Source organism: Pseudomonas fildesensis, from assembly GCF_001050345.1.
GTDB lineage: Bacteria > Pseudomonadota > Gammaproteobacteria > Pseudomonadales > Pseudomonadaceae > Aquipseudomonas > Aquipseudomonas fildesensis.
Genome location: NZ_LFMW01000012.1, coordinates 143,176 through 165,694, shown reverse-complemented (window position 1 = coordinate 165,694; position 22,519 = coordinate 143,176). Strand labels below are relative to the sequence as shown.

The following is a 22,519-nucleotide window of genomic DNA, read 5'->3' as shown; positions in this document are numbered from 1 at the left end:
CTTCGCGAGCAAGCTCGCTCCTACAGTTGAATAGTTTTATGCCTGAAATGCACGTCGGTGAACGCCACTGGTCGGTATCCACCGGCAGTAACCTGCTGGATGCCTTGAATCAGGCGGGTGTGGCCGTGCCCTACAGTTGCCGGGCGGGCAGTTGCCACGCCTGCCTGGTACGTTGCCAGGGTGAGGTCGAGGACAAACAACCCGACGCCCTGAGCCCGGCGCAACGCCAGGACGGCTGGCGCCTGGCGTGCCAGTGCCAGGTGATTGCGGATGTGCAGGTCGAAACGTTTGATCCGACGCGCGACGGTTTGCCGGCCAAGGTGGTGAGCACCGACTGGCTGAGCGTAAACGTATTGCGCCTGCGCGTTGAACCGGAGCGTGGCCTGCGTTACCGGGCGGGCCAGCATCTGGTGCTGTGGGCGGGGACTGTGGCGCGTCCATACTCGTTGGCCAGCTTGCCCCAGGAAGATCCCTTTCTTGAGTTTCACCTCGATTGCCGCCATCCCGGCGAATTCAGCGACATTGCCCGACAGTTGCAGGCAGGCGATCACCTGCGACTGGGCGAGTTGCGCGGCGGGGCGCTGCAATACGATCCCGACTGGCAATCCCGACCGCTGTGGCTGCTCGCATCCGGCACAGGCCTGGGCCCGTTGTGGGGGGTGTTGCGCGAGGCCTTGCGCCAGGATCACCAGGGCGCTATCCGCGTGATTCACCTGGCCCATGATGCCGGCGGTCATTACCTGGCCCAGCCCTTGGCGGCGTTGGCTGCGAGCCATCCGAACCTCACCGTGGAACTATGGACCGCGGCTGAGTTGACCCAGGCATTGGCGCAACTGCGGCTTGTTTCCCGGCAAACGCTGGCCTTACTCTGCGGGCACCCCGTCAGCGTCGAGGCGTTCTCCAAGCGCTTGTTCCTGGCGGGATTGCCGCGCAATCAACTGCTGGCCGACGTGTTCCTGCCGCGTGGTTGAGCGCTGAATTTTCCAGCCGCGAGATTCGCCATGACCGACGCCATCCTGCAGCAACGCGAACGTGGGCTGCTGACCCTGCAGCTCAATCGCCCCGACAAGAAAAACGCCCTGACCCGAGCCATGTACACCCAACTGGCCGAGGCGCTGGAGCAGGCGGATGCGGATGCTGACATCCGCGCCGTGCTGATCCAGGGCAGCAGCGACTGTTTTACCGCCGGCAACGACATCGGCGACTTCCTCGAACAGCCGCCCAGCGACCTCGACAGCCCGCCCTTTCACTTCATGAAAAGCCTGCTCAACTGCCGCAAGCCCGTGATCGCCGCAGTGGCGGGTGCGGCAGTGGGCATCGGCACCACACTGCTGCTGCATTGCGATCTGGTGTACGTCAGCCGGGATGCGCGGTTGCGCATGCCGTTCGTCAACCTGGGGCTGTGTCCGGAATTTGGCTCCAGCCTGATCCTGCCGCGCTTGTTGGGGCATGCCAAAGCGGCGGAGTTGTTGCTGTTGGGCGAAGGCTTTACCGGTGAGCAGGCGGCTGCGTGGGGGATCGCTACCGAGGCGTTGGGCAGCGGCGAAGCGGCGCTGGCCAAGGCGCGGGAAGTCGCCGGACGGTTCGAAACCCTGGCGCCGGGCGCGGTGCAGGTCAGCAAGCATCTGATGAAAAGCGTTGATCGCGAGCAGTTGCGCCGGGTGATCGAGGAGGAGGGTGGGTTGTTTATTCAGCGTTTGAAGTCGCCGGAGGCGATTGCGGCGTTGTCTGGGTTTATCAGTAAGCGGTGAAGTTGCTTGTTGGGTTGATTCTTATAGACGATTTCAATATGGATAACTGTGACAACTGACAGTTATATGACCTTTCCAGCCTCCGTATGCTGGTTGTTCAAGCGTTCGTTTGTTCGATCGTCAGGGAGGCTGCAATGGATACTCGCGACTCTGTCGTAACTGCGCATCATGGTGGGGAGTTGGATCTTTCGTTCGGTGAGCAAGGCTGTGTCTTGCTGCTCAAGATGGAAGACGGTCAAGCCAAGGCGCTGAGTGCCAGCTTCACGAAAAGCCGGATTGCGGGATACGGATTTCGGCTCGCTAGGCTTTCTTGAATTGAAACATGACGGGCGACCCATAATGCCGAGCGCGTTGTGTCGGCAACCTGATGAAAAAATAGTAGTGGCTGGGAATATCAGCGACGCAACCCCCAAGGGGTTGGTCTGTCGGTTTGATGTCGCTGGCAAGGCAGACGAGGGGTTTGCCGATAAGGGCGTTTATGTGCTCGGCAACCTGCACGTGGGTGCTATGAGCATTCGGGCTGACTCGACTATTGCGTTAGTAGGGGCTGGCACGCGGCAGGAGGAGAGTAAGTGCCTTTTCCTGGTGAAACGGGATGGCTTGGGCAAACCCGATCCGACTTTCAATAAGGGGCAAATGCTTCAGGTGTGTGTGGCAGTGGCTTAGTCGCACGGTCCCATCACATCAGAAAGCAAAAAGCCCCGCCATGTGAATGGCGGGGCTTTTGTTTTTCAGCGTGTCACTCAGACCATTGGGTCGCCAACGTGCAGGATTTTCATGCCGTTGGTGCCGCCGATGGTGTGGTAGCTGTCGCCCTTGGTCAGGATGACCCAGTCGCCTTTCTCCACGACGCCGCGCTTGAGCAGTTCGTCGATCGCAGCCTGGCTGACTTGCTCAGGCGGCAACGAAGCCGGGTCGAACGGTACGGTGTAGACACCACGGAACATCGCCGCGCGGGCCTGTGTTTCGCGGTGCGGGGAGAACGCGTAGATCGGAATCGAGGAACGGATACGCGACATGATCAACGGCGTGTAGCCACTTTCGGTCAAGGCGATGATCGCTTTAACGCCCGGGAAGTGGTTGGCGGTGTACATGGCAGCCAGGGCGATGCTCTGGTCGCAGCTTTCGAAGACCTTGCCAATACGGTGGCTGGAGGTCTTGCTGGTCGGGTGCTTTTCGGCACCGACGCAGATACGCGCCATGGCCTGGACGGCTTCCAGCGGGTAAGGGCCGGCGGCACTTTCAGCCGAGAGCATCACGGCGTCGGTGTAGTCGAGCACGGCGTTGGCCACGTCGGACACTTCGGCGCGGGTCGGCATCGGGTTCTGGATCATCGACTCCATCATCTGGGTCGCCACGATCACTGCTTTGTTGTGACGGCGTGCGTGCAGGATGATTTTTTTCTGGATACCGATCAGTTCGGCGTCGCCGATTTCCACGCCCAGGTCGCCACGGGCAACCATCACAGCGTCGGAGGCCTTGATCAGGCCGTCGAGGGTTTCGTCATCGGCCACGGCTTCGGCGCGTTCGATCTTCGCCACCAGCCAGGCGGTACCGCCGGCTTCGTCGCGCAGTTTGCGGGCGTATTCCATGTCGGCAGCGTCGCGCGGGAAGGACACGGCGAGGTAGTCCACTTCCATTTCGGCGGCGAGCTTGATGTCAGCCTTGTCTTTTTCAGTCAGGGCTGGCGCCGTTAGGCCACCGCCGCGACGGTTGATGCCTTTGTGGTCGGACAGCGGGCCGCCGATGATCACGGTGCAATTCAGCTCAGTCGGGGTTGCGGTGTCGACGCGCATGACCACGCGGCCGTCGTCCAGCAGCAGTTCGTCACCGACGCCGCAGTCCTTGACCAGGTCCGGGTAGTCGATACCCACGACTTGCTGGTTGCCGTCGGTCAGCGGATGGCTGGTGGAGAAGGTGAACTTGTCACCGATCTTCAGCTCGATCCGCTTGTCGGTAAATTTGGCGATACGGATTTTCGGGCCTTGCAGGTCACCCAGCAATGCGACGAAGCGACCGTGCTTGGCGGCCAGGTCACGCACCAGCTTGGCGCGAGCCTTGTGCTCGTCCGGGGTGCCGTGGGAGAAGTTCAGACGGGCAACGTCCAAACCAGCCAGAATCAGCTGTTCGAGGACTTCCGGCGAGTTACTGGCCGGGCCAAGGGTGGCGACGATTTTGGTACGACGGACGGACATGCACAGACTCCTGAGTTCAAGCGCTGGGGAAGGCTACTATGCTCTTTGGTTGTAGTCATTGTTCGTTTGCACTACTTATCAATGATTCGCTTGTTTTCACTTCGATTGAATAGATGAACGTTCTTGAAGATTTTCGACGAGGGGTCGATACACTGCACAAGACAGGAGAACCTTCATGCGAATTTTGCTCATTGCTGCCCTGGCCGTCAGTGTTGTCGGCTGTACCCGCTGGTCGATGGACCACCATTTGAACAACGCCTACCGCGCGTACGGGGTTGGTGACTGCGAGCGGGTCACCCTGGAATTGTCCCAGGTCGACCGTGAAAGCCGCACCCGGCGCTACGTGCAACCGGAGGTTTCGATGTTGCGCGGGCAATGCCTGGAACGGCAGAAACTGTTTGTCGATGCGGTGCAAACCTACCAATTCATCATCAACCAGTACCCTTCCAGCGAATACGCCTACCGTGCCCGTGCGCGGCTCGACACCCTGCAACAACTGGGGCATTCCCCCGGTGCCAGTGTTGCGCAGCCTCGTCCGGCGGCGTCCTTGTGATGATATTTGTCATTCTATAGCTGGCCCGACACCAGTCTTGAGCTATTCTTTGGAGGTTCGTTTGTACAACTTTAAATTCAAGCGGATGGAATGCTTGGGATTGGCAGCTGTAAAGTGACAAAGCGTTTGCTGTTGTCGCACCGATCTCCAGGGAGAGCGGGCGTGTTTCGCCTGTTCCGAATCACTGGCACGGCCAGAGTCATGGCCAATGTATGGCGATTTCATCATGTTTACCGACCGACGGATTGAGCGGCATCAGTTGTCTTGTTTCCTGCAAGTGTTCAACCGGCTTACGGACAAGCCCATTGGCTACTTGGGTAACGTGTCCGAACATGGGCTGATGTTGATCAGCCAATTGCCGATGATGGTCGACGTGGAGTTCGAGCTACGCTTGAAGATTCCCACGGCCGACGGTGATTTCCAGGCAATTGACCTCACCGCCAGCTGTCTATGGAGCCATGAGGACATCACCCCGCAGCATTACGACTCAGGCTTCAGCGTCGTTAAGGCACCTAAGGAATACAGCCAATTGATCAACGCCTTGTTGCACTACTTCAGTTTTGATCCCTTGCAGGCTTCCGCCTAGACATTGCGCGCTGTCGACTCGGCTCGGCTATATCGCCCAAGCCCGAGTCGTGCGCTTTCACAGCACCCCGGCTTTTTTCCAACCCAAATAGCGTGTTACCAGAGCTGGGCCCAGCGCTGAAGGCGGCGTATCCAGCACGGATAAACCGTGGGCGCTCAAGCGCTCGTGCAGTTCATTCCGTTTGTTGAGGTAGTCGACTGTGCCGCTGTAGGCCAGCGCTTCGGGCAAGGTTTGCACGGGTGACTGACGCAGTTGGTCGAGTACGTCTTCTCGCAGGCTGGCGACGAGTACCCGGTGTTGCCGGCTGATGCGTTTGACCGCCGTCAACATTGCCTCATCGTCCTCGTCCCGCAGGTTGCTCACCATGATCACCAGCGCCCGGCGTTTCTGCCGCGCCAACAACTGGCTGGCAGCAGCCTGGTAATCGGCTGTACGCCGGGTGGTGTCCAGGTCGTAGACGGCGTTGAGTAAGAGGTTCAACTGGCCGGTGCCTTTTACGGGGGCCAGGTAGCGCGGTTGGTCGCAGGCAAACGTGCACAGCCCGACGGCGTCGCCCTGGCGCAAGGCCACATAGCTCAGCAGCAGGCAGGCATTGAGTGCATGGTCGAAATGCGACAGCTCGTCATCCTGGCTGCGCATGCGCCGACCACAATCGAGCATGAACACGATCTGCTGATCGCGTTCGTCCTGGTATTCCCGAGCGATAGGCGTGCGTTGGCGCGCGGTGGCCTTCCAGTCGATCTGCCGCAGACTGTCGCCCTCACGAAACTCCCGCAACTGGTGAAACTCCAGCCCCAACCCTCGCCGTTGGCGTTGCCGCACGCCCAACTGGCTCAGCCAGTTATCCACACCCAACAGCTGTGCGCCATACAAGCGGGCGAAATCCGGGTAGACGCGAATGGCATCGCTGACTTCCACAAAGCGCCGCGCGGACCAGAGCCCCAAAGGGCTGGGCAGGTGAATCTCGCAACGACTGAAACTGAAATGCCCGCGCCGTAAAGGACGCAGTCGGTAGCCCAGTTCGCTGCGTTCGCCGGGACGCAGTTCGATGGCCTGGGGCATGTTCTCTACGTTCAGACCGTCGGGCACATGATCGAACACCTGCACGATCAATGGCTGTGGGTGATCGTGTTCAAGCGTCAGGCGTACTTCTCCCCAGCGCCCCAGCGCCAGGCTGCCGGGCATCTGTCGTTGCACCCGCGCGGACGGCAGGCGGTGTAGCCGGACTGCGTCCAGCAGCGCCAACAGCAACAGCGCCAACATCAGGCCCCACGCCACCGAATGCAGGGTATCGGGCACCTTGAGCTGCAACGCTGCCGCGATGCCCAGCAGCGTGTTCAAGCCGAGCAACACGCCAAGCCAGATCAACAGCAGACGAGTCGGTTTCATAGGCGGGTCATTGCCGAGGTGCCGGAATCTGGTCCAGCAGTTGCTGGAGTACCTGGTCCACTTCCAATCCATCGATGTCCAGTTCGGGGGCGATGCGAACCCGATGGCGCAGCACCGCCAGGGCGCACCCCTTGATATCGTCCGGGGTGACGAACTCACCCCCGCGCAGCAAGGCTCGGGCGCGGGCGCCGCGCACCAAGGCGATGGAGGCGCGTGGGCCGGCACCGATGGCCAGCCCCGGCCAACTGCGGGTGGCCCGAGCCAGGCGCACGGCATAGTCGAGCACTTGCTCGTCCAGCGCCAGTTCGCTGGCGATCTGCTGCAGCCGCAGCACATCCTCGGCGTGCAACACGGTGCGCAGCGGTTGTACATCCAGCATGTCGGCGCGGGATGAGCGGGTTACTTCGCGCACCATGTCCAGTTCCTGCTGGGCGTCGGGGTAGCCCATGCGCACCTTGAGCATGAAACGGTCCAGCTCGGCCTCGGGCAGCGGGTAGGTGCCTTCCTGCTCAATCGGGTTCTGGGTGGCCAGCACCATGAACGGTTGGCCGATGGGCAGTGCTTCGCCCTCAAGCGTGACTTGGCGCTCCTGCATGGCTTCGAGCAGCGCCGCCTGCGTCTTGGCCGGCGCGCGGTTGATTTCGTCGGCCAACAGCAGGTGGGTAAACAGTGGCCCCTTGCGCAGCTTGAACTGTTCGGTGTGCAGGTCGTACACGGCGTGGCCGGTGACATCGCTGGGCATCAGGTCCGGAGTGAACTGGATGCGCGCGAAGTCGCCATCAAAGCAACGGGCCAGTGCACGTACCAGCAAGGTCTTGCCCAGCCCCGGTACGCCTTCAAGCAGTACATGGCCGCCGGCGATCAGAGCGGTAAGTACGTCATCGATCACCTGATCCTGGCCAATCACTGCCTTGCGCAGTTCGACGCGCAAAGCCTGGGCTTGTTGGCAGGCGTTCTGCAGGGCTTCGGTGGTCAGGGCAGTGGCCGCTGGATATTCGCTCATAGGGCATTCCTGAGAGTTTGCAGGCACGCCACCTGACGGCTGAAATCGGCACTGGAAAGCCGTTTTGCCGGAAGTGGGCCGAGGGCCTGACGGATGACGTGGTTGGGTTGGCGCGTCAGGTGCTCAAGCACCCGCCACTGTTCTGCGCTGTCGAGGTGTTCAAAGCCAGGGTGACGATGCCGGGCGGCACGCTGGATATCGCGCTGCAGCGCATTCAACAACGTGCCCTGGCCGCTGCGGCGCAGCAGGAAGTCGGCGCTGGCTTTCAAGTGTTCCTGCAATTGTCGGCGTGCCTTTTGGGTTGGCGCCTGGATCGGGCCTTGGCGCATACCGGCCTGCCAGAGCGCCAGCGCAATCAATGCCGCGAGTGCCACCAGTGCCTGGGGGAAATAGCGCATCAGCAGGGTGAGCAAATCGTCCGCGTCGCTGTTGAACAGCAAGGTTATGTCAGTGCCCTGGTTCAGGTACCACAGCAGCCAGGCGTTATCGTGTTTACCGATTCCCGGATTCTTCCACAGATCGCTGTCGGTGATCACCGTCATACGGCCTTGCCCGAGGTCGAGTTGCATGAGGTGGCTGGACCTGGCGCTATTGGCGGAAAACTGCGCCAGATGCCTGGGGTCGATGAGGTTGAAGTCGGTATCGAAGCTGAAATACGCCGGGGCGGTTTCATTGTCGACGTAGAGCTTGGTCAGGTCCGGCGCTTTCTTTTTACGTGCCGGAACGGGCTCTTCGGGTTCGTCACTCAATGCTTGCTGGATGTGCAGGCGATCGAGCAACAGGTCGCCGCTTTTTCCGGCTTCTTCATCCCACAACGCTTCGGCTACCAGCAGCAGGTGGCCGCCGGACTTTGCCCAATTCAGCAATTGATCCACCTGGCGTGGCGTCATGTTGCTGCGTTCGCCGAGCAACAACAGGCTGTGGCCTTTGGCGGGCAGGTCGGAGAGCCGCTCAAGACTGTTGGCGTGTTCCACTGCCAGGCCTTGCTGGCGCAGAAAGTGCTCGGCCGCCAGATAGGGGTTGGCCAACACTTGCGGCGATGGACCGCGATCCACCACTTCGTCGTAGGGGATTGCCTTGTGCCAGAGGTACAGGCCGCCCGCGGCCAGCAGGCATGCCAGCAGCAGTCCTGTCCACAGCAATGGCCGTTTCATTGGGCGGCTCCCGAGCTGAACAGGGCCCGCCAATCGTTGCACAGTTGCTGTTGTGCCGACGTCGGAGGAAGACGGTGACCATAGGCCAGGTTTTGCCAGTGCCGGGTCAGTTCATCACTGAATGCCAGCAATTGCGGTAGTTGCAACTGGTGAACGCGTTCCAGGACCTGGCCTTCGGTGTCGGCGCTTTTCAGTGGCAGGTTGAAGTCATGCAGTAGCCGGCTGAGCAGGCCTCGATACAACAGGCCGAGGGCCTCCCGTGGTTGGGTGGACCATAGTTGCTCGACAGTGCTGGCGATATCGGCGGGCAAAGTTTCGGTACCCAACTCCAGGCCGAACAGTTGCGTGGGCACCGGTTTGGCAGCGTTGGGTTTGCGTGGCCCCTGTCGGCTGACAAAGGTGCGTAGCCAGTCGCGATAGCGCCAAACCAGCAAGGCGAGGCCGCCTGCCAACAGGCTCCACAGCAATACCTCCAGGCCCAGTGCGACGTGTTTGAAGGAATTGCTGTTGAGGTTGTCCAGCAACGCCTGCAGCCAGGCCGGAAGCTTGCCTTCGCCGTGCGCTTTGTTTTTAGCGGTGGGTTTTTCTTCGCCAAAGCGATAGCGGGTGACGGTCTCCGGGTTTTTGAAGGGGGGCTTGTCCAACAGCGTCTTGATCGATTGGCTGGCAGCCTGGGTGCTGACTTCTTTGGAAGGTTTGGAGTCATCAGCCACGGCGGGCGGGCTGAATGGCAGCAGCATCAGCGCACTCACCAGCAGTAACAGGGGCGCGACGCTGCTCAGGCGTTGGCGCAGACGGCGGAATACCAGTTCCAGGTCCCAGGCCTCCAACACGGTGCGGCGGTTAAGGTACAGGCTGAAACCGCAGGCGACATAGATGGGCTCCCAGAACACCAGGATCAAGGCATAGAAGGCGTTGCCCAGGTGCTCCAGCCATAGCCCCTCCGAACTGGTCGCCAGCGCCAGCCGTTGCCAGTCCCAATCCAGTTCAAGTTGTTGGGGGATGAATAGATAGAACAGCGCCATGCAGCCGAACCACAGGCCGATCTCCAGGTGCACGCCGAGGATGGTCAGCCAGCGCGCGGCACCGGCGTTGCGTTGTTGCAGCACCCCCAGGCGTTTTTGGCGTGCCTCGCCATCCAGGCCTTCAAGTTGACTCACTGGCATTACAAAGCTGCGGCTCAGGCTGAGCCGCCGCCAGGTCAGGCTCGCCAGCAGTTGGCCTTTGAGCAGGCGCGGCCATTCGCGTATGGCCTGCTTGAGGCTTGGCGCCTCGCCAAACAAGGTCTTGGACAATATGTAGAGCGGCAAACGGTCGAAAGCCGGCTTTAACCACCAGAACAGAAACATGGCGGTGGAGGGAGATTTCCACAGCAGCGCGGTCAGCAAGACGAAGACCGGTAGGGTGATCAGCGCCCAACTGGCCATCAATAGTGTGCGATGTTCCCGGGCCATTAAGACGCCAAGGTCCATGGCCTCCCAGGACGTACGCGGCCGAATCACCACGCTGGCATCACTCAGGCGCATGGGGCGTCCGTCCGGTAAAGGTCAGGTAAGCGGCCACCAATAGCCACAGGCCAGCGCCCACCAGGTATTTGACCCAGGGCGCGATTGAGGTGGAGGAAGACCAATACGCTTCGATAAATGCCGCGATCAACAGGAACACCATGACGCCGCAGAGCATCTGTACGCTTTTGCGTGCCGCCAGCCGCAGGGACTCGCCGCGTGTCAGGTGCCCGGGAGCGATCAACGCCCAGCCCAGTTGTAAGCCAGCCGCACCGGCCAGGGCAATGGCGCTGAGTTCGAAAGCACCATGGCCGATGACAAATGACCAGAAGGTCTGGCCATAGCCGATTTCCGTGAGGTGCCCGGAGATGGCGCCGATGATCAGGCCGTTGAAAATCAGGAAGAACACGCTGCCCAGGCCGAACAGCAAGCCGGCGGCAAAGGTCTGGAAGGCGATACCGATGTTGTGCATCACGTAGTAGCCAAACATCATCCAGTCTTCACTGGATGCGCGTTCGGCGACGCGGCCCAGGCGACTGGCGTCGGGGTCGTACATGCTCTGCATCTCGGCCACCTGCTGGGGGCTGACGATGCTGTAGATCAGGTCGGGGAACAGGTACACCAGCAGCGCAATACCCACCAGGCTGCCAAAAAACAGCAGGCTGGCGATCAACACGAAGTGCCACTGCTCACGCACCAGTCGAGGGAAATCGGCCAGCACAAAACTCAACAGGTTCGCGCCTAATTGGCTGCGATGACGATACAACTGTTGGTGGCCGCGCAGGGCCAGTTGTTGCAGCGGGTCCACCAGGTAGCTGCTGTAGCCCCGCTCCTGTGCCAGGGCGAGATGTTGGCACAGGCGTCGATACTGATGAGGGAAGTCGGCCACGTCACTGCCCCTGGCTTTGCCTTGCTCCAACCCCTTCAGTTGTTCGGCAAAGGCCTGCCACTGCGGCTGATGACGGCTTTCGAACAGGCTCTGCTTCATGTCGGCCCCAACAGGCCACGGGCCACGCCATTGAGTTGCTCCACGGCGCGAGCCGGAGACACTTGCAGGGGCGTTGCGAGAATGCTGGCCAGTTCGTGCACACGCTCGGCGGACAGTTCACCCTGGCGCTCGGCAAAACCCAGGATGGCGCGTTGTTCACTGAGCTCAAGGGCAAAGGGCAGGCGCAAGGCAGCGGCTTGCGGTACCTGGGGGCGGGCCAGCAGTTGTTCGCGGTAGACCACGAGCGTACCGGCGGCCAGGTCGCCGAGCCGTTTGAAGTGGGGGTGTTGCAGGCAACTGATGGCGCCGAGAAAGTACCCGAAAGGCAGCATGTCGACAAAGCGCAGCAGGTTGCGAATGAGCGACGCGGACCAGCCGATGGGCGTGCCGTCATCCTGCACCACGCGCAAGCCCATGACCTGCTTGCCGGGCGAGCAACCCTGGTTGAGCACTTCAAACAGCACCATGTACCACCAACTGACCAAAAACAGCAGCAGTGAGCCCAGGCCTATACCGATGTTGCCGAGCAGGGCCAGCGGCACGAGCAGGATGCCCATCACCAGCCCGCGCACGCCGAGGTCGAAGGCGAAGGCCAGTGCCCGAGGCAGCAGGCCAGCCGGGCGCAAGGGCAGGTCGATGCCCTCCGGGGTCTCGATCTGGTAGAGGGTATCCAATGGGGCTGATGGCATCGCGGTCCTTGGCAGTGCGGAGCGGCTTGAAGACACGGATGCTAGCAGTGTCGACGGTGGAAGCAACCATTCAAGGTTTTGCTGGATGTTTGTACAGTTAACGTAGCGCTGGCCGAGGACGCCTTGCAGCGCCTAGACTTTGTCTATCTTCAGCACAGGAACAGCCCGTGACCTCCATTTTCTGGTACGACTATGAAACCACCGGCATCAACCCACGCAGCGATCGCCCCCTTCAGGTTGCCGGTATTCGCACCGACCTCGACCTTAATGAGATAGCCCCGCCGGTCAACCTTTATTGTCACCCCAGCGACGACATCCTGCCCCATCCGGTAGCGTGCGCAATCACTGGTATCACTCCGGGCATACTGGCGGAGAAGGGCTTGGCCGAGGCTGATTTCATGACCCGGGTGCACGCAGAACTCGCGGCGCCAGGTACCTGTGGTGCGGGTTACAACACGCTGCGGTTCGACGATGAAATGACGCGCTACAGCCTGTACCGCAATTTTTTCGACCCTTATGCACGCGAATGGCAGGGTGGTAATAGCCGCTGGGACCTGATCGATGTGGTCCGCACCGCCTACGCACTGCGCCCGGAAGGAATCGTCTGGCCCGAGCAGGATGGGCGCGTTACCCTTAAGCTCGAACGTCTGACCGAGGCCAACGGCATCGATCATGGCCAGGCCCACGATGCCTTGTCCGACGTACGCGCCACCATTGCCCTGGCTCGATTGGTCCGCGAGAAACAGCCCAAGCTTTACGACTGGCTGTTTCAACTGCGCAGCAAACAACGGGTGATGGATCAGGTGCGCCTGCTGCAACCGATGGTGCATATCTCCGGGCGCTTTTCCGCCGAGCGCCATTACCTGGGCGTCGTACTGCCACTGGCCTGGCACCCGCGCAATCGCAATGCGTTGATCGTCTGCGACCTGGGCCTTGACCCACAAGGGCTGCTGGACCTCGACGCCGATACTTTGCGCCAGCGCCTCTACACCCGTCGTGATGACCTGCTCGAGGGTGAGTTGCCGGTGCCGCTCAAGTTGTTGCATATCAACCGCTGCCCGGTGGTCGCCCCATTGAACGTGCTGCGGTCGCAAGATCGTGAGCGCCTGAATGTGGATATGGACAGTTATCAGGCTCGCGCGCTGCGGCTAACTGACGCACAAGAAGTTTGGCGCGACAAGTTGGCAGCAATTTACGCCGAGGAAGATTTTGCACCGACTACAGACCCGGAGCAGCAGCTCTACGATGGTTTTATTGGTGACCGCGACCGTCGTTTATGCGAGCAAGTGCGGGCGGCAGAGCCGGCACAACTAGCGCGCCAGCAGTGGCCTTTTGATGATCATCGTTTGCCGGAATTATTATTTCGCTACCGTGCGCGTAACTTTCCTGAAACCTTGAACAGCGAGGAGCAACAACGCTGGAAACTTTTCTGTCAGCAACGTTTGTCGAGTGCCGAATGGGGCGCGCCGAATACCTTGGATGCATTTAATCTGGCGCGGCAAGAGTTGGCTGTTAGTGCTACACCGTTTCAAGGCCAGGTATTGGATCAATGGCAGGAATATGCCGACTCTTTAGCGGCTCGCTTGAACCTGTAGTCAGGTCATTGAGGAATATTCAGGCAATAAAAAACGCCAGCAAGCTGGCGTTTTAATGTGTCGCGTATCAGGCCAAAGCCTGGCGAGGCTTAGCCCAGCAGGGTAGCCCAGCCTTCAACCACGTCACCGCCCCACTTGGCTTTCCACTCTTTCAGAGTCTTGTGGTTGCCACCTTTGGTTTCGATGACTTCGCCGTTGTGCGGGTTTTTGTATTGCTTGACCTTGCGAGCACGTTTGGTGCCGGTAGTTTTCACGGCGCCACGCGGTGCTTTAACTTTCGATTCCGGGTCCAGCAGTGCGATGATGTCACGCAGGGATTTGGAATATTCGCCCATCAGTGTGCGGAGTTTGCCTTCGAATTCCAGCTCGGTTTGCAGCTTGTCGTCTTGGGACAGATTCTTCAAACGGGCTTGCAGCTCTTTGATAGCTTCTTCGGTGGCACGGTATTCGTTGATCAGAGACATGTGGACTACCTTAATGTAGAGCGCTGATTGACAGGGATAGTGGCCCAATAATAGTCAGGCAATTTCCTCAAGTAAACATTTAAGACTGCATTTATGTGAATTACTTTGAATGTTTGTCGCAATCCTGTGCAATCGAGTTAATTAGTAGGTGGTACGCCTAAAGGTAATCACCTTAAATTCTCGATAACTGCATGAGTTTACCGTTGCACATTCATATAGCAGCGGTAAATCCTTACGCTATTAAGGGATGTGGGTCGGGCCGGGGATCAGCATAGGCCTCAAGGAATACTGCAGTTTTTCTGCGTACTCGCTAGAATGGCGGCCTTTGCGAAGTTCTGGAGTTTCCCCCTAATGCGCACTTTTCGGCTGGTGATTGCTTGCCCGGACCGGGTCGGCATCGTTGCCAAAGTCAGTAACTTTCTGGCCTCCCACAACGGCTGGATCACCGAGGCGAGCCATCACTCGGACAATCTCAGCGGTTGGTTCTTCATGCGTCACGAAATCCGTGCCGACACGCTGCCCTTCGGTCTTGAGGCCTTTCGCGAGGCGTTTGCGCCGATCGCCGAAGAGTTTTCGATGACCTGGCACATCACCGACACCGAGCAGAAAAAGCGCGTGGTGCTGATGGCCAGTCGTGAATCCCACTGCCTGGCCGACTTGCTGCACCGCTGGCACAGTGATGAGCTGGACTGTGAGATCGCCTGTGTGATTTCCAACCATGACGACTTGCGCAGCATGGTCGAGTGGCATGGCATCCCGTACTACCATGTACCGGTCAATCCGCAGGACAAGGAGCCCGCGTTTGCCGAAGTGTCGCGACTGGTCAAGCAGCATGAAGCGGATGTGGTCGTGCTGGCGCGTTACATGCAAATCCTGCCGCCGGAGCTGTGCCGCGAATACGCCGGCAAAGTGATCAACATTCACCACAGCTTCCTGCCGTCGTTTGTCGGTGCCAAACCGTACCACCAGGCCTCCCTGCGTGGCGTGAAGTTGATCGGCGCAACTTGCCACTACGTCACCGAAGAGCTGGACGCCGGCCCGATCATCGAGCAGGACGTGGTGCGTGTCAGCCACAGCGACAGCATTGAAGACATGGTGCGTTTCGGCCGTGACGTCGAGAAGATGGTGCTGGCCCGCGGCCTGCGCTATCACCTCGAGGACCGCGTGCTGGTGCACGGCAACAAGACGGTCGTGTTCTGATCACCGCGTTTTGATTGAAGAATGAAGGGCCTGGGCGTTAAATCGTTTCAGGCCCTTTTTCTTTGCCCGCTGTTGAGGATTTGACGATGAATAACCCGCTGGATAAAGCCACTTCCAAAGCCCCGGCGACGATGGGGGAGGGATGTTTGAGTCGATATGACCCGGATGACCTGGACAGTGACGACGGCACGGAATTTCCAGGTGCCGCCGAGTTGTGGGAGCAAGAGCAGCGCAAATCTGAGTCCAGTGAAGAATAACCGAGCGCCGCGTTGGCAGGCGGCGTGCGCTTGGGTCAGATCCGGAAACTGCCCACCAGTTGTTTCAGTCGTGCCGCTTGCTGTTCCAGGTCGGAGCAGGCGCGCAGGGTCGACTGCAGGTTTTCCACACCCTCCTGGTTAAGCGTGTTGATTTCGGTAATGTCCATGTTGATCGACTCGACGACCGAGGTCTGCTCCTCGGTGGCAGTAGCGACTGACTGGTTCATGCCGTCGATCTCGCCGATGCGCTGGGTCACACTGTTCAAGCGCTCGCCGGCGAGGTTGGCGATCTCCACGCTGTCGAGGCTGTGGCGCTGGCTTTCGCTCATGGTGCTCACCGACTCCCGCGCGCCGACTTGCAGTTCCTCAATCATCTTTTGGACTTGTTGCGCCGACTCCTGGGTGCGATGGGCCAGGTTGCGTACTTCATCGGCTACCACCGCAAACCCGCGTCCGGCTTCCCCTGCGCGGGCCGCTTCGATAGCGGCGTTGAGTGCGAGCAGGTTGGTTTGTTGCGAGATGCTGGTGATTACCTCGAGAATCTGCCCGATATTGACCGTCTTGCTGTTAAGCGCTTCGATATTGCTGCTGGAGGCGCTGATCATCGTCGACAGCTGCGTCATCGCCTTGATATTGCGCTCTACCACCTGTTGACCGTCTTCGGCCAAGTGGCGCGCATCGCTGGCCTGGCTTGAGGCTTGCGCGGCGTTACGGGCAATTTCCTGGGCAGCTGCGCCGAGTTCGTTGATTGCGGCGGCGACGCTGTGGGTGCGGTTGGCCTGCTCGTCGGAGTTGACCATCGACGAGTTGGAGGCGCTGACCACCCGCTGGGCCACTTCGTTGACCTGTTCGGTGGCCGAGGACACTTCGCGGATTGATGTATGAATCCGCTCCACGAAGCGGTTGAACGCATTGCCCAACGTGCCGAACTCATCATGATTCTGGATGGTCAGCCGGCGGGTCAGGTCGCCCTCGCCATCGGCGATGTCCTGCATGGCGCGGGTCATCAAATGCAACGGCTGCATCAGCACGCTGATCAGCATGCCGAGCAGGGCGATGATGATCAGCACGGCAATGATCGTGGCGATCACCGCCGAGGTGCGGAAGTCGCTGAGCATTGCGAAGGATTTGTCTTTATCCACCGAAATGCCCAGGTACCAGTTCACCGACGGCAAGCCCTTGATCGGCGTAAAGGTCACGATGGTGTCCTTGCCGTTGGCCTCGACTTCACTGAATTCACCGCTGATCTTCGGCGTGTGCTTCGGGTACACGTCAGCCAGGGTCTTCATCACCAGGTTCTTGTCCGGGTGTACCAATACTTTGCCGTCGGCGCTGACCAGAAACGCATAACCCATGCCGCCGAAGTTCAGCGCGCCAATGTTATCCACAAGCGTTTGCAGGCTCAGGTCACCGCCGACTACGCCGATGCTCTGGCCGCCCTTGGCGCTGGGGGTGGCGATGGAAATGATCAGTTGCCCGGTAGCCGCGTCGATATAGGGTTCAGTCAGCGTCGGTCCGTTAGCGCTTTGGGCGCCTTTGTACCAGGGGCGAACACGCGGATCGAAGCCGTCCGGCATCTTGGTGTCGGGGCGGATGGTGAAGGCGCCTTTGCTGTCGCCCACGTAGGTTGCCATGAACGAGGATGTCAGGGCTTTCTGTTCCAGCAGGTTGGCAACCAGGCCAGGTTCGGGATTGATGGCGATGTTTTGTGCTGCGTTTTCCACCAGGGCAATGCGCCCGGTGAGCCAGGTTTGAATGTTGCTGGCGGTGACATCACCCATTTCATGCAGGTAGTTGTTGAGGTCGTCGCGAATAGCATTGCGTTGCAGATAATCGTTGTAGAGGCTAAACAGCGCGAAAGCGGCGATGACGATAAGGGAGGCTGCAAGCAGGATTTTGTGGCTGAAACGCAGATTTTTATTCATGGTTTGAAGGGTCCGCTAAGGTCTTAATATCCGAAACGCGTTCTTGTGGAACGCGCCAAATAGCAGCGTCAAAAAAAGTGTGATATTTCCTTTGGCCCCTGGAGAACTATCCGACTTGATTTTTTTAGACTTCTTGGGTCTGACGTATCTCTATATCGACCTTGCAGCGCTAAAGCTTAACCATGGGTGACGAAATGCCTGATTCCACGCAACTCCTTATCGGTGCCGGTCTCGACGCCCAGCCCATCGCCCAGGCCATGCGCCTGGCCAATCGTCACGGGTTGATTGCCGGTGCCACAGGCACGGGCAAGACCGTCACCCTGCAACGCCTGGCGGAAGCCTTCAGCGACGCAGGTGTGGCGGTGTTCGCCGCCGACATCAAGGGGGATCTCTGTGGCCTCGGCGCCGCCGCCAACCCTCAGGGCAAGGTGGCCGAGCGCATCGCCGGCATGCCTTTTCTTAATTACACGGCCAAGGCGTATCCGGTCACGCTGTGGGATATTCACGGCGAGTCCGGTCATCCCTTGCGCACCACCATCAGTGAGATGGGCCCGCTGTTGCTCGGCAGCCTGCTGGAACTTACGGACAGCCAGCAGTCGGCACTCTACGCCGCGTTCAAGGTCGCAGATCGCGAAGGCCTTTTGCTGCTGGACCTCAAGGACCTCAAGGCGCTGCTCAACCACCTGCGTTATCACCCAGAATTGCTGGGCGACGATGCCGCGCTGATGACCACCGGCTCCAGCCAGGCCTTGTTGCGGCGCCTGGCGATACTGGAACAGCAGGGCGCCGAAGCCTTGTTTGGCGAGCCGGCCCTGCAGCTTGAAGATATTTTGCAACCTGGCAGCGACGGTCGCGGGCGCATTCATTTGCTCGACGCCAGCCGCCTGGTGCATGAGGCGCCGAAGGTGTACGCGACGTTCCTGCTGTGGTTGTTGGCGGAATTGTTCGAGCAGTTGCCGGAGCGTGGCGATGCTGACAAACCGCTGCTGGCACTGTTTTTCGACGAAGCGCACTTATTGTTTGCCGATACGCCCAAGGCGTTGCAAGACCGCCTGGAGCAAGTCGTGCGGTTGATCCGCTCCAAGGGCGTTGGCGTGTATTTCGTCACTCAATCCCCGGGCGATTTGCCGGACACTGTGCTGGCGCAACTCGGGCTGCGTATCCAGCATGGCTTGCGGGCGTTCACGACTAAGGAGCAGAAATCCCTGCGGGCTGTGGCAGACGGTTTCCGCCCGAACCCTGCGTTCGATGCCTTGGCGGTACTGACCGAGTTGGGCACGGGTGAGGCATTGGTGGGCACTTTGCAGGAAAAGGGCACGCCGGAAGTCGTCCAGCGCGTGCTGGTAGCGCCGCCGCAATCGCGGATCGGGCCGCTGAGCGAGGCCGAGCGTGGGGCGTTGATCGCCAGTTCGCCGTTAAAGGGCCGATATGACAAGCCGATCGACCGGGAGTCCGCCTATGAAGTGCTGATGGCGCGCAAGGAGTTGGGGCCGACCGAAGAGGCCAAGCCGACCGCCGAGGAGCCGAGCTTTACCGACAAGGCCGGGGCGTTTCTCGGTACCACGGCGGGCAAGGCGCTGAAATCAGCCATGCAGCAGGCCGCCAATCAGATGGGACGGCAATTGGTGCGGGGTTTGTTGGGGTCGTTGCTGGGCGGTAGCAAGCGCAAGTAGGGTGTCAGGGTTTGGGCTTGGCATGGGCGGCCAAACGTTCCAGTGCCGCGCGCAAACCCGGATCGCTGATCCCGTCGGCCGTGGCCTGAATGGTTTCGGCCGCATTTGCTGACAAGTCCATCGTGTGCCCCACCGCGCCTTGCTGCACGGTGGGCGGCTGTACTTTGAACTGGATGCGCGTCAGGCTGGCGAACTCATCAAAGGCCATCAATTGCCGCTGCAGGCGTTTTTGCTGATAGCGCAAACGCGTCGCCCAATGGCCGTCGGTGACGATCAACAGCAAATTACCTTCACGCCAGGACGCTACATGGCAGTGTTCTCGCGCGGCAGGTTGCAACTGGCTTTCAAGCAGGCGTTGCAAATGGCCCAAGCGTTGCGCATGGCCGAAGATGGCTTTCAAGGGCTTGGCTTCGCGAAGCAACACGCTGGGCGCGCGGGCCGTAAGAGGGCGAAATGCCATGATCAGACACCTAAAGTAACAGAGCGGCCATCTTAGCAGAAACGGCCCAGGCGCCCTCCAGGCAATGCATTGCAGCGGCTTTACCCGTGAAATCAATAGTTAACTTCTGTGCTCCATGGGTTGAAGTTCGCGCAAAAGCCCTTATTTTAAACATGCCCTCTCACAGCACCATGCCAGCATCGGGGAACAACGCCACTTTCCTCACCCACGATTCCGGGTAGAATGCGCGTTCGCATGCGGCCGTGAGGGCTGCTCGGGCCACTGACGGTGCGCCCTCCATCCCTATGTGTGGAAGAACCTGCCGATATGTTTGCGCCTTTGTTAAAGAAACTTTTTGGAAGCAAGAATGAGCGCGAAGTTAAACGCATGCTCAAGACGGTGCAGTTGGCAAATGCCTTCGAAGAGCAGATGGTTGCCCTTTCGGACGAGCAATTGCGCGCCAAGACCGAAGAGTTCAAGGCCCGCATAGCCAAAGGTGAAACCCTCGACAAGCTGCTTCCCGAAGCCTTTGCGGTCGCCCGTGAAGCCGGCAAGCGTGTCATGGGCATGCGTCACTTCGACGTCCAGTTGATCGGTGGCATGACCTTGCACGAAGGCATGATTGCCGAAATGCGTACCGGTGAAGGCAAGACCCTGGTGGCAACCCTGGGTGTTTACCTCAACGCACTGTCCGGCAAGGGCGTGCACGTTGTGACGGTGAACGACTACCTGGCCCGCCGGGACGCCAACTGGATGCGCCCGCTGTATGAATTCCTCGGCCTGAGTGTCGGCGTCGTGACGCCGTTCCAGCCGCCGGAAGAGAAGCGTGCCGCCTACGCTGCCGACATCACCTACGGCACCAACAACGAATTCGGTTTCGACTACCTGCGTGACAACATGGCGTTCAGCATGGAAGAAAAATTCCAGCGCGAACTCAACTTTGCCGTGATCGACGAAGTCGACTCCATCCTGATCGACGAAGCCCGTACCCCACTGATCATCTCCGGCCAGGCCGAAGACAGCTCGCGCCTGTACACCGAGATCAACAAGTTGATCCCGCGTCTGGAGCAGCACATCGAGGAAGTGGAAGGCGTCGTGACCAAAGAAGGTCACTTCTCCATCGACGAGAAGACCCGCCAGGTCGAACTCAACGAAGCCGGTCACCAGTTTGTCGAAGACATGCTGACCCAGATCGGCCTGCTGGCTGAAGGCGAAAGCCTCTACTCGGCACACAACCTGGGCCTGTTGACCCACGTGTATGCAGGCCTGCGCGCCCACAAGCTGTTCCATCGCAACGTCGAATACATCGTCCAGGACGGCCAGGTCGTACTGGTTGACGAACACACCGGCCGTACCATGCCCGGTCGTCGTCTGTCCGAAGGCCTGCACCAGGCCATCGAAGCCAAGGAAGTGCTCAACATCCAGGCCGAAAGCCAGACGTTGGCGTCCACGACCTTCCAGAACTACTTCCGTCTGTACAACAAACTGTCCGGCATGACCGGTACAGCCGACACCGAAGCGTTCGAATTCCATCAGATCTACGGTCTGTCGGTGGTGGTTATCCCGCCGAACAAGCCACTGGCACGTAAAGACTTCAACGACCTGGTGTTCCTGACCGCCGAAGAAAAATACGCGGCGATCATCAACGACATCAAGGACGGTATGGCCCAGGGCCGTCCGATCCTGGTGGGTACCGCTACCATCGAGACTTCCGAGCACGTGTCCAACCTGCTCAACAAGGAAGGTATCGAGCACAAGGTCCTCAACGCCAAGTTCCACGAAAAAGAAGCCGAGATCATCGCCCAGGCCGGTCGTCCAGGCGCGCTGACCATCGCCACCAACATGGCCGGTCGTGGTACCGACATCCTGTTGGGCGGCAACTGGGAAGTGGAAGTGGCTACCCTCGACAACCCGACCCCTGAACAGATCGCCCAGATCAAGGCCGACTGGCAGAAACGCCACCAGGCCGTGCTGGAATCCGGTGGTCTGCAGGTGATCGCGTCCGAGCGTCATGAATCACGCCGTATCGACAACCAGTTGCGTGGTCGTGCCGGTCGTCAGGGTGATGCCGGTTCCAGCCGCTTCTACCTGTCCCTTGAAGACAGCCTGATGCGTATTTTCGCCTCGGACCGGGTGAAGAACTTCATGAAGGCCCTGGGCATGCAGTCCGGCGAAGCGATCGAGCACCGCATGGTGACCAACGCCATCGAGAAGGCCCAGCGCAAGGTTGAAGGCCGCAACTTCGACATTCGTAAGCAACTGCTTGAGTTCGACGACGTCAACAACGAACAGCGTAAAGTGATTTATCACATGCGTAACACGTTGCTGGCCGCCGACAACATTGGCGAGACCATCGCTGATTTCCGTCAGGACGTGCTTAACGCCACCGTCAGCGCACACATTCCGCCACAGTCCCTGCCTGAGCAGTGGGATGTTGCCGGTCTGGAAGCCGCGTTGAAGAGCGACTTCGGTGTCGAACTGCCGGTTCAGCAGTGGCTGGACGAAGACGACCACCTGTACGAAGAGACGCTGCGCGAGAAGCTGATGACCGAGCTGTTGGCCGCGTACAACGAGAAAGAAGAGCAGGCGAGTGCCGAGGCACTGCGCACCTTCGAGAAACAAATCGTACTGCGCGTGCTCGACGACCTGTGGAAAGACCACCTGTCGACCATGGACCACCTGCGTCACGGTATCCACCTGCGTGGCTATGCCCAGAAGAACCCGAAGCAGGAGTACAAGCGCGAGTCGTTCACGCTGTTCTCCGAACTGCTCGATTCGATCAAGCGCGATTCGATTCGCGTGCTGTCCCACGTTCAGGTGCGTCGCGAAGACCCGATCGAGGAAGAAGCTCGCCTGCGTCAGGACGCCGAGGCACTGGCTGCGCGCATGCAGTTCCAGCACGACGAAGCGCCGGGCCTGGAATCCCCTGAGGTGTTGGGCGAAGAGGTCGATGTGGCCCTGGCTCAAACCCCGGTTCGCAACGAGCAGAAGCTGGGCCGCAACGAACTGTGCTGGTGCGGTTCGGGCAAGAAGTTCAAACACTGCCACGGCGAAATCAACTAAGATTTTTGCCTGACGCTGCAACACCCCGCGCCGCGACCGGCTTCAGCCGTCGCGGCGTTTTGCCATTAATTCACCGTCGAACGCGACGGC

General features: G+C 59.8%; 20 protein-coding genes and 1 pseudogene. 10 read left to right on the top strand and 11 right to left on the bottom strand.

What is annotated here, in order from left to right; translation table 11 throughout:
* Positions 1-38: 38 nt before the first annotated feature.
* The 3 genes from ACR52_RS17955 (at position 39) to ACR52_RS17945 (ending at position 2,065) form a co-directional block, all read left to right on the top strand.
* Complete coding sequence (locus ACR52_RS17955; RefSeq protein ID WP_048727132.1) at positions 39-971, top strand: iron-sulfur-binding ferredoxin reductase; 933 nt, start codon at positions 39-41, stop codon at positions 969-971.
* Between the two features lie 30 nt (positions 972-1,001).
* Positions 1,002-1,751: an enoyl-CoA hydratase-related protein gene (locus tag ACR52_RS17950; protein ID WP_048727130.1), complete on the top strand. Its 750-nt coding sequence runs from the start codon at positions 1,002-1,004 to the stop codon at positions 1,749-1,751.
* Positions 1,752-1,885: 134 nt separating this feature from the next.
* Positions 1,886-2,065, top strand: a complete 180-nt coding sequence (locus ACR52_RS17945; protein WP_048727127.1) for a hypothetical protein — start codon at positions 1,886-1,888, stop codon at positions 2,063-2,065.
* 429 nt (positions 2,066-2,494) lie between these two features.
* Here the strand turns inward: ACR52_RS17945 and pyk are convergent, their stop codons facing one another.
* Positions 2,495-3,946, bottom strand: coding sequence for a pyruvate kinase (gene pyk, locus ACR52_RS17935; RefSeq protein WP_048727122.1), 1,452 nt, complete (start codon positions 3,944-3,946; stop codon positions 2,495-2,497).
* Positions 3,947-4,121: 175 nt separating this feature from the next.
* On the opposite strand from pyk, the gene ACR52_RS17930 reads away from it, so the two are divergent.
* Both ACR52_RS17930 and ACR52_RS17925 read left to right on the top strand, forming a co-directional pair.
* Entirely contained in the window at positions 4,122-4,499 is a 378-nt protein-coding gene (locus ACR52_RS17930; RefSeq protein ID WP_048727115.1) for a tetratricopeptide repeat protein, read from the top strand.
* Positions 4,500-4,725: 226 nt separating this feature from the next.
* The gene (locus tag ACR52_RS17925; RefSeq protein ID WP_048728168.1) at positions 4,726-5,085 is read left to right on the top strand and encodes a PilZ domain-containing protein; all 360 of its coding nucleotides are present in this window, start codon (positions 4,726-4,728) and stop codon (positions 5,083-5,085) included.
* 57 nt (positions 5,086-5,142) lie between these two features.
* Here ACR52_RS17925 and ACR52_RS17920 read toward each other — a convergent pair whose 3' ends face one another.
* Genes ACR52_RS17920 through ACR52_RS17895 form a run of 6 tightly spaced genes read right to left on the bottom strand, consistent with a single transcriptional unit; the run spans position 5,143 to position 11,813 of the window.
* Complete coding sequence (locus tag ACR52_RS17920; protein ID WP_048727113.1) at positions 5,143-6,474, bottom strand: DUF58 domain-containing protein; 1,332 nt, start codon at positions 6,472-6,474, stop codon at positions 5,143-5,145.
* Positions 6,475-6,481: 7 nt separating this feature from the next.
* Entirely contained in the window at positions 6,482-7,477 is a 996-nt protein-coding gene (locus ACR52_RS17915) for an AAA family ATPase (RefSeq protein WP_048727109.1), read from the bottom strand.
* Entirely contained in the window at positions 7,474-8,631 is a 1,158-nt protein-coding gene (locus ACR52_RS17910; protein WP_048727107.1) for a DUF4350 domain-containing protein, read from the bottom strand. Before ACR52_RS17910 ends, ACR52_RS17915 begins: the two co-directional genes overlap by 4 nt.
* Positions 8,628-10,157 (bottom strand): DUF4129 domain-containing protein, encoded by a 1,530-nt coding sequence (locus tag ACR52_RS17905; protein WP_048727105.1) that lies wholly within the window; start codon positions 10,155-10,157, stop codon positions 8,628-8,630. The genes ACR52_RS17910 and ACR52_RS17905 overlap by 4 nt, the downstream gene beginning before the upstream one ends.
* Positions 10,144-11,124, bottom strand: coding sequence for a stage II sporulation protein M (locus ACR52_RS17900; RefSeq protein ID WP_048728165.1), 981 nt, complete (start codon positions 11,122-11,124; stop codon positions 10,144-10,146). The genes ACR52_RS17905 and ACR52_RS17900 overlap by 14 nt, the downstream gene beginning before the upstream one ends.
* Positions 11,121-11,813, bottom strand: a complete 693-nt coding sequence (locus ACR52_RS17895) for an RDD family protein (protein WP_048727102.1) — start codon at positions 11,811-11,813, stop codon at positions 11,121-11,123. The genes ACR52_RS17900 and ACR52_RS17895 overlap by 4 nt, the downstream gene beginning before the upstream one ends.
* A gap of 167 nt (positions 11,814-11,980) precedes the next feature.
* On the opposite strand from ACR52_RS17895, the gene sbcB reads away from it, so the two are divergent.
* Entirely contained in the window at positions 11,981-13,408 is a 1,428-nt protein-coding gene (sbcB, locus tag ACR52_RS17890) for an exodeoxyribonuclease I (RefSeq protein ID WP_048727099.1), read from the top strand.
* Positions 13,409-13,497: 89 nt separating this feature from the next.
* On the opposite strand, the gene mvaT is transcribed toward sbcB, so the two are convergent.
* Entirely contained in the window at positions 13,498-13,872 is a 375-nt protein-coding gene (mvaT, locus tag ACR52_RS17885; protein WP_005790963.1) for a histone-like nucleoid-structuring protein MvaT, read from the bottom strand.
* A 351-nt stretch (positions 13,873-14,223) separates the two neighbouring features.
* Here mvaT and purU point away from each other — a divergent pair, with 351 nt between their 5' ends.
* Together purU and ACR52_RS30945 are read left to right on the top strand one after the other, a co-directional pair.
* On the top strand, positions 14,224-15,072 hold the full coding sequence (gene purU, locus ACR52_RS17880) for a formyltetrahydrofolate deformylase (RefSeq protein WP_015885632.1): 849 nt from the start codon (positions 14,224-14,226) through the stop codon (positions 15,070-15,072).
* A gap of 86 nt (positions 15,073-15,158) precedes the next feature.
* On the top strand, positions 15,159-15,329 hold the full coding sequence (locus tag ACR52_RS30945; protein ID WP_173439276.1) for a hypothetical protein: 171 nt from the start codon (positions 15,159-15,161) through the stop codon (positions 15,327-15,329).
* A gap of 35 nt (positions 15,330-15,364) precedes the next feature.
* On the opposite strand, the gene ACR52_RS31790 is transcribed toward ACR52_RS30945, so the two are convergent.
* Both ACR52_RS31790 and ACR52_RS31785 read right to left on the bottom strand, forming a co-directional pair.
* Positions 15,365-16,129 (bottom strand): methyl-accepting chemotaxis protein, encoded by a 765-nt coding sequence (locus ACR52_RS31790; RefSeq protein ID WP_408003344.1) that lies wholly within the window; start codon positions 16,127-16,129, stop codon positions 15,365-15,367.
* Between the two features lie 93 nt (positions 16,130-16,222).
* A pseudogene (locus ACR52_RS31785) lies at positions 16,223-17,254 on the bottom strand (HAMP domain-containing protein); the annotation flags it as partial.
* Between the two features lie 194 nt (positions 17,255-17,448).
* On the opposite strand from ACR52_RS31785, the gene ACR52_RS17870 reads away from it, so the two are divergent.
* Complete coding sequence (locus ACR52_RS17870; protein WP_048728162.1) at positions 17,449-18,927, top strand: helicase HerA-like domain-containing protein; 1,479 nt, start codon at positions 17,449-17,451, stop codon at positions 18,925-18,927.
* A 4-nt stretch (positions 18,928-18,931) separates the two neighbouring features.
* Here ACR52_RS17870 and ACR52_RS17865 read toward each other — a convergent pair whose 3' ends face one another.
* Entirely contained in the window at positions 18,932-19,387 is a 456-nt protein-coding gene (locus tag ACR52_RS17865; protein ID WP_048727087.1) for a DUF721 domain-containing protein, read from the bottom strand.
* A gap of 306 nt (positions 19,388-19,693) precedes the next feature.
* Between ACR52_RS17865 and secA the strand changes: the two genes are divergently transcribed.
* Complete coding sequence (gene secA, locus ACR52_RS17860; protein ID WP_048727085.1) at positions 19,694-22,429, top strand: preprotein translocase subunit SecA; 2,736 nt, start codon at positions 19,694-19,696, stop codon at positions 22,427-22,429.
* The last annotated feature ends 90 nt before the right edge of the window (positions 22,430-22,519 follow it).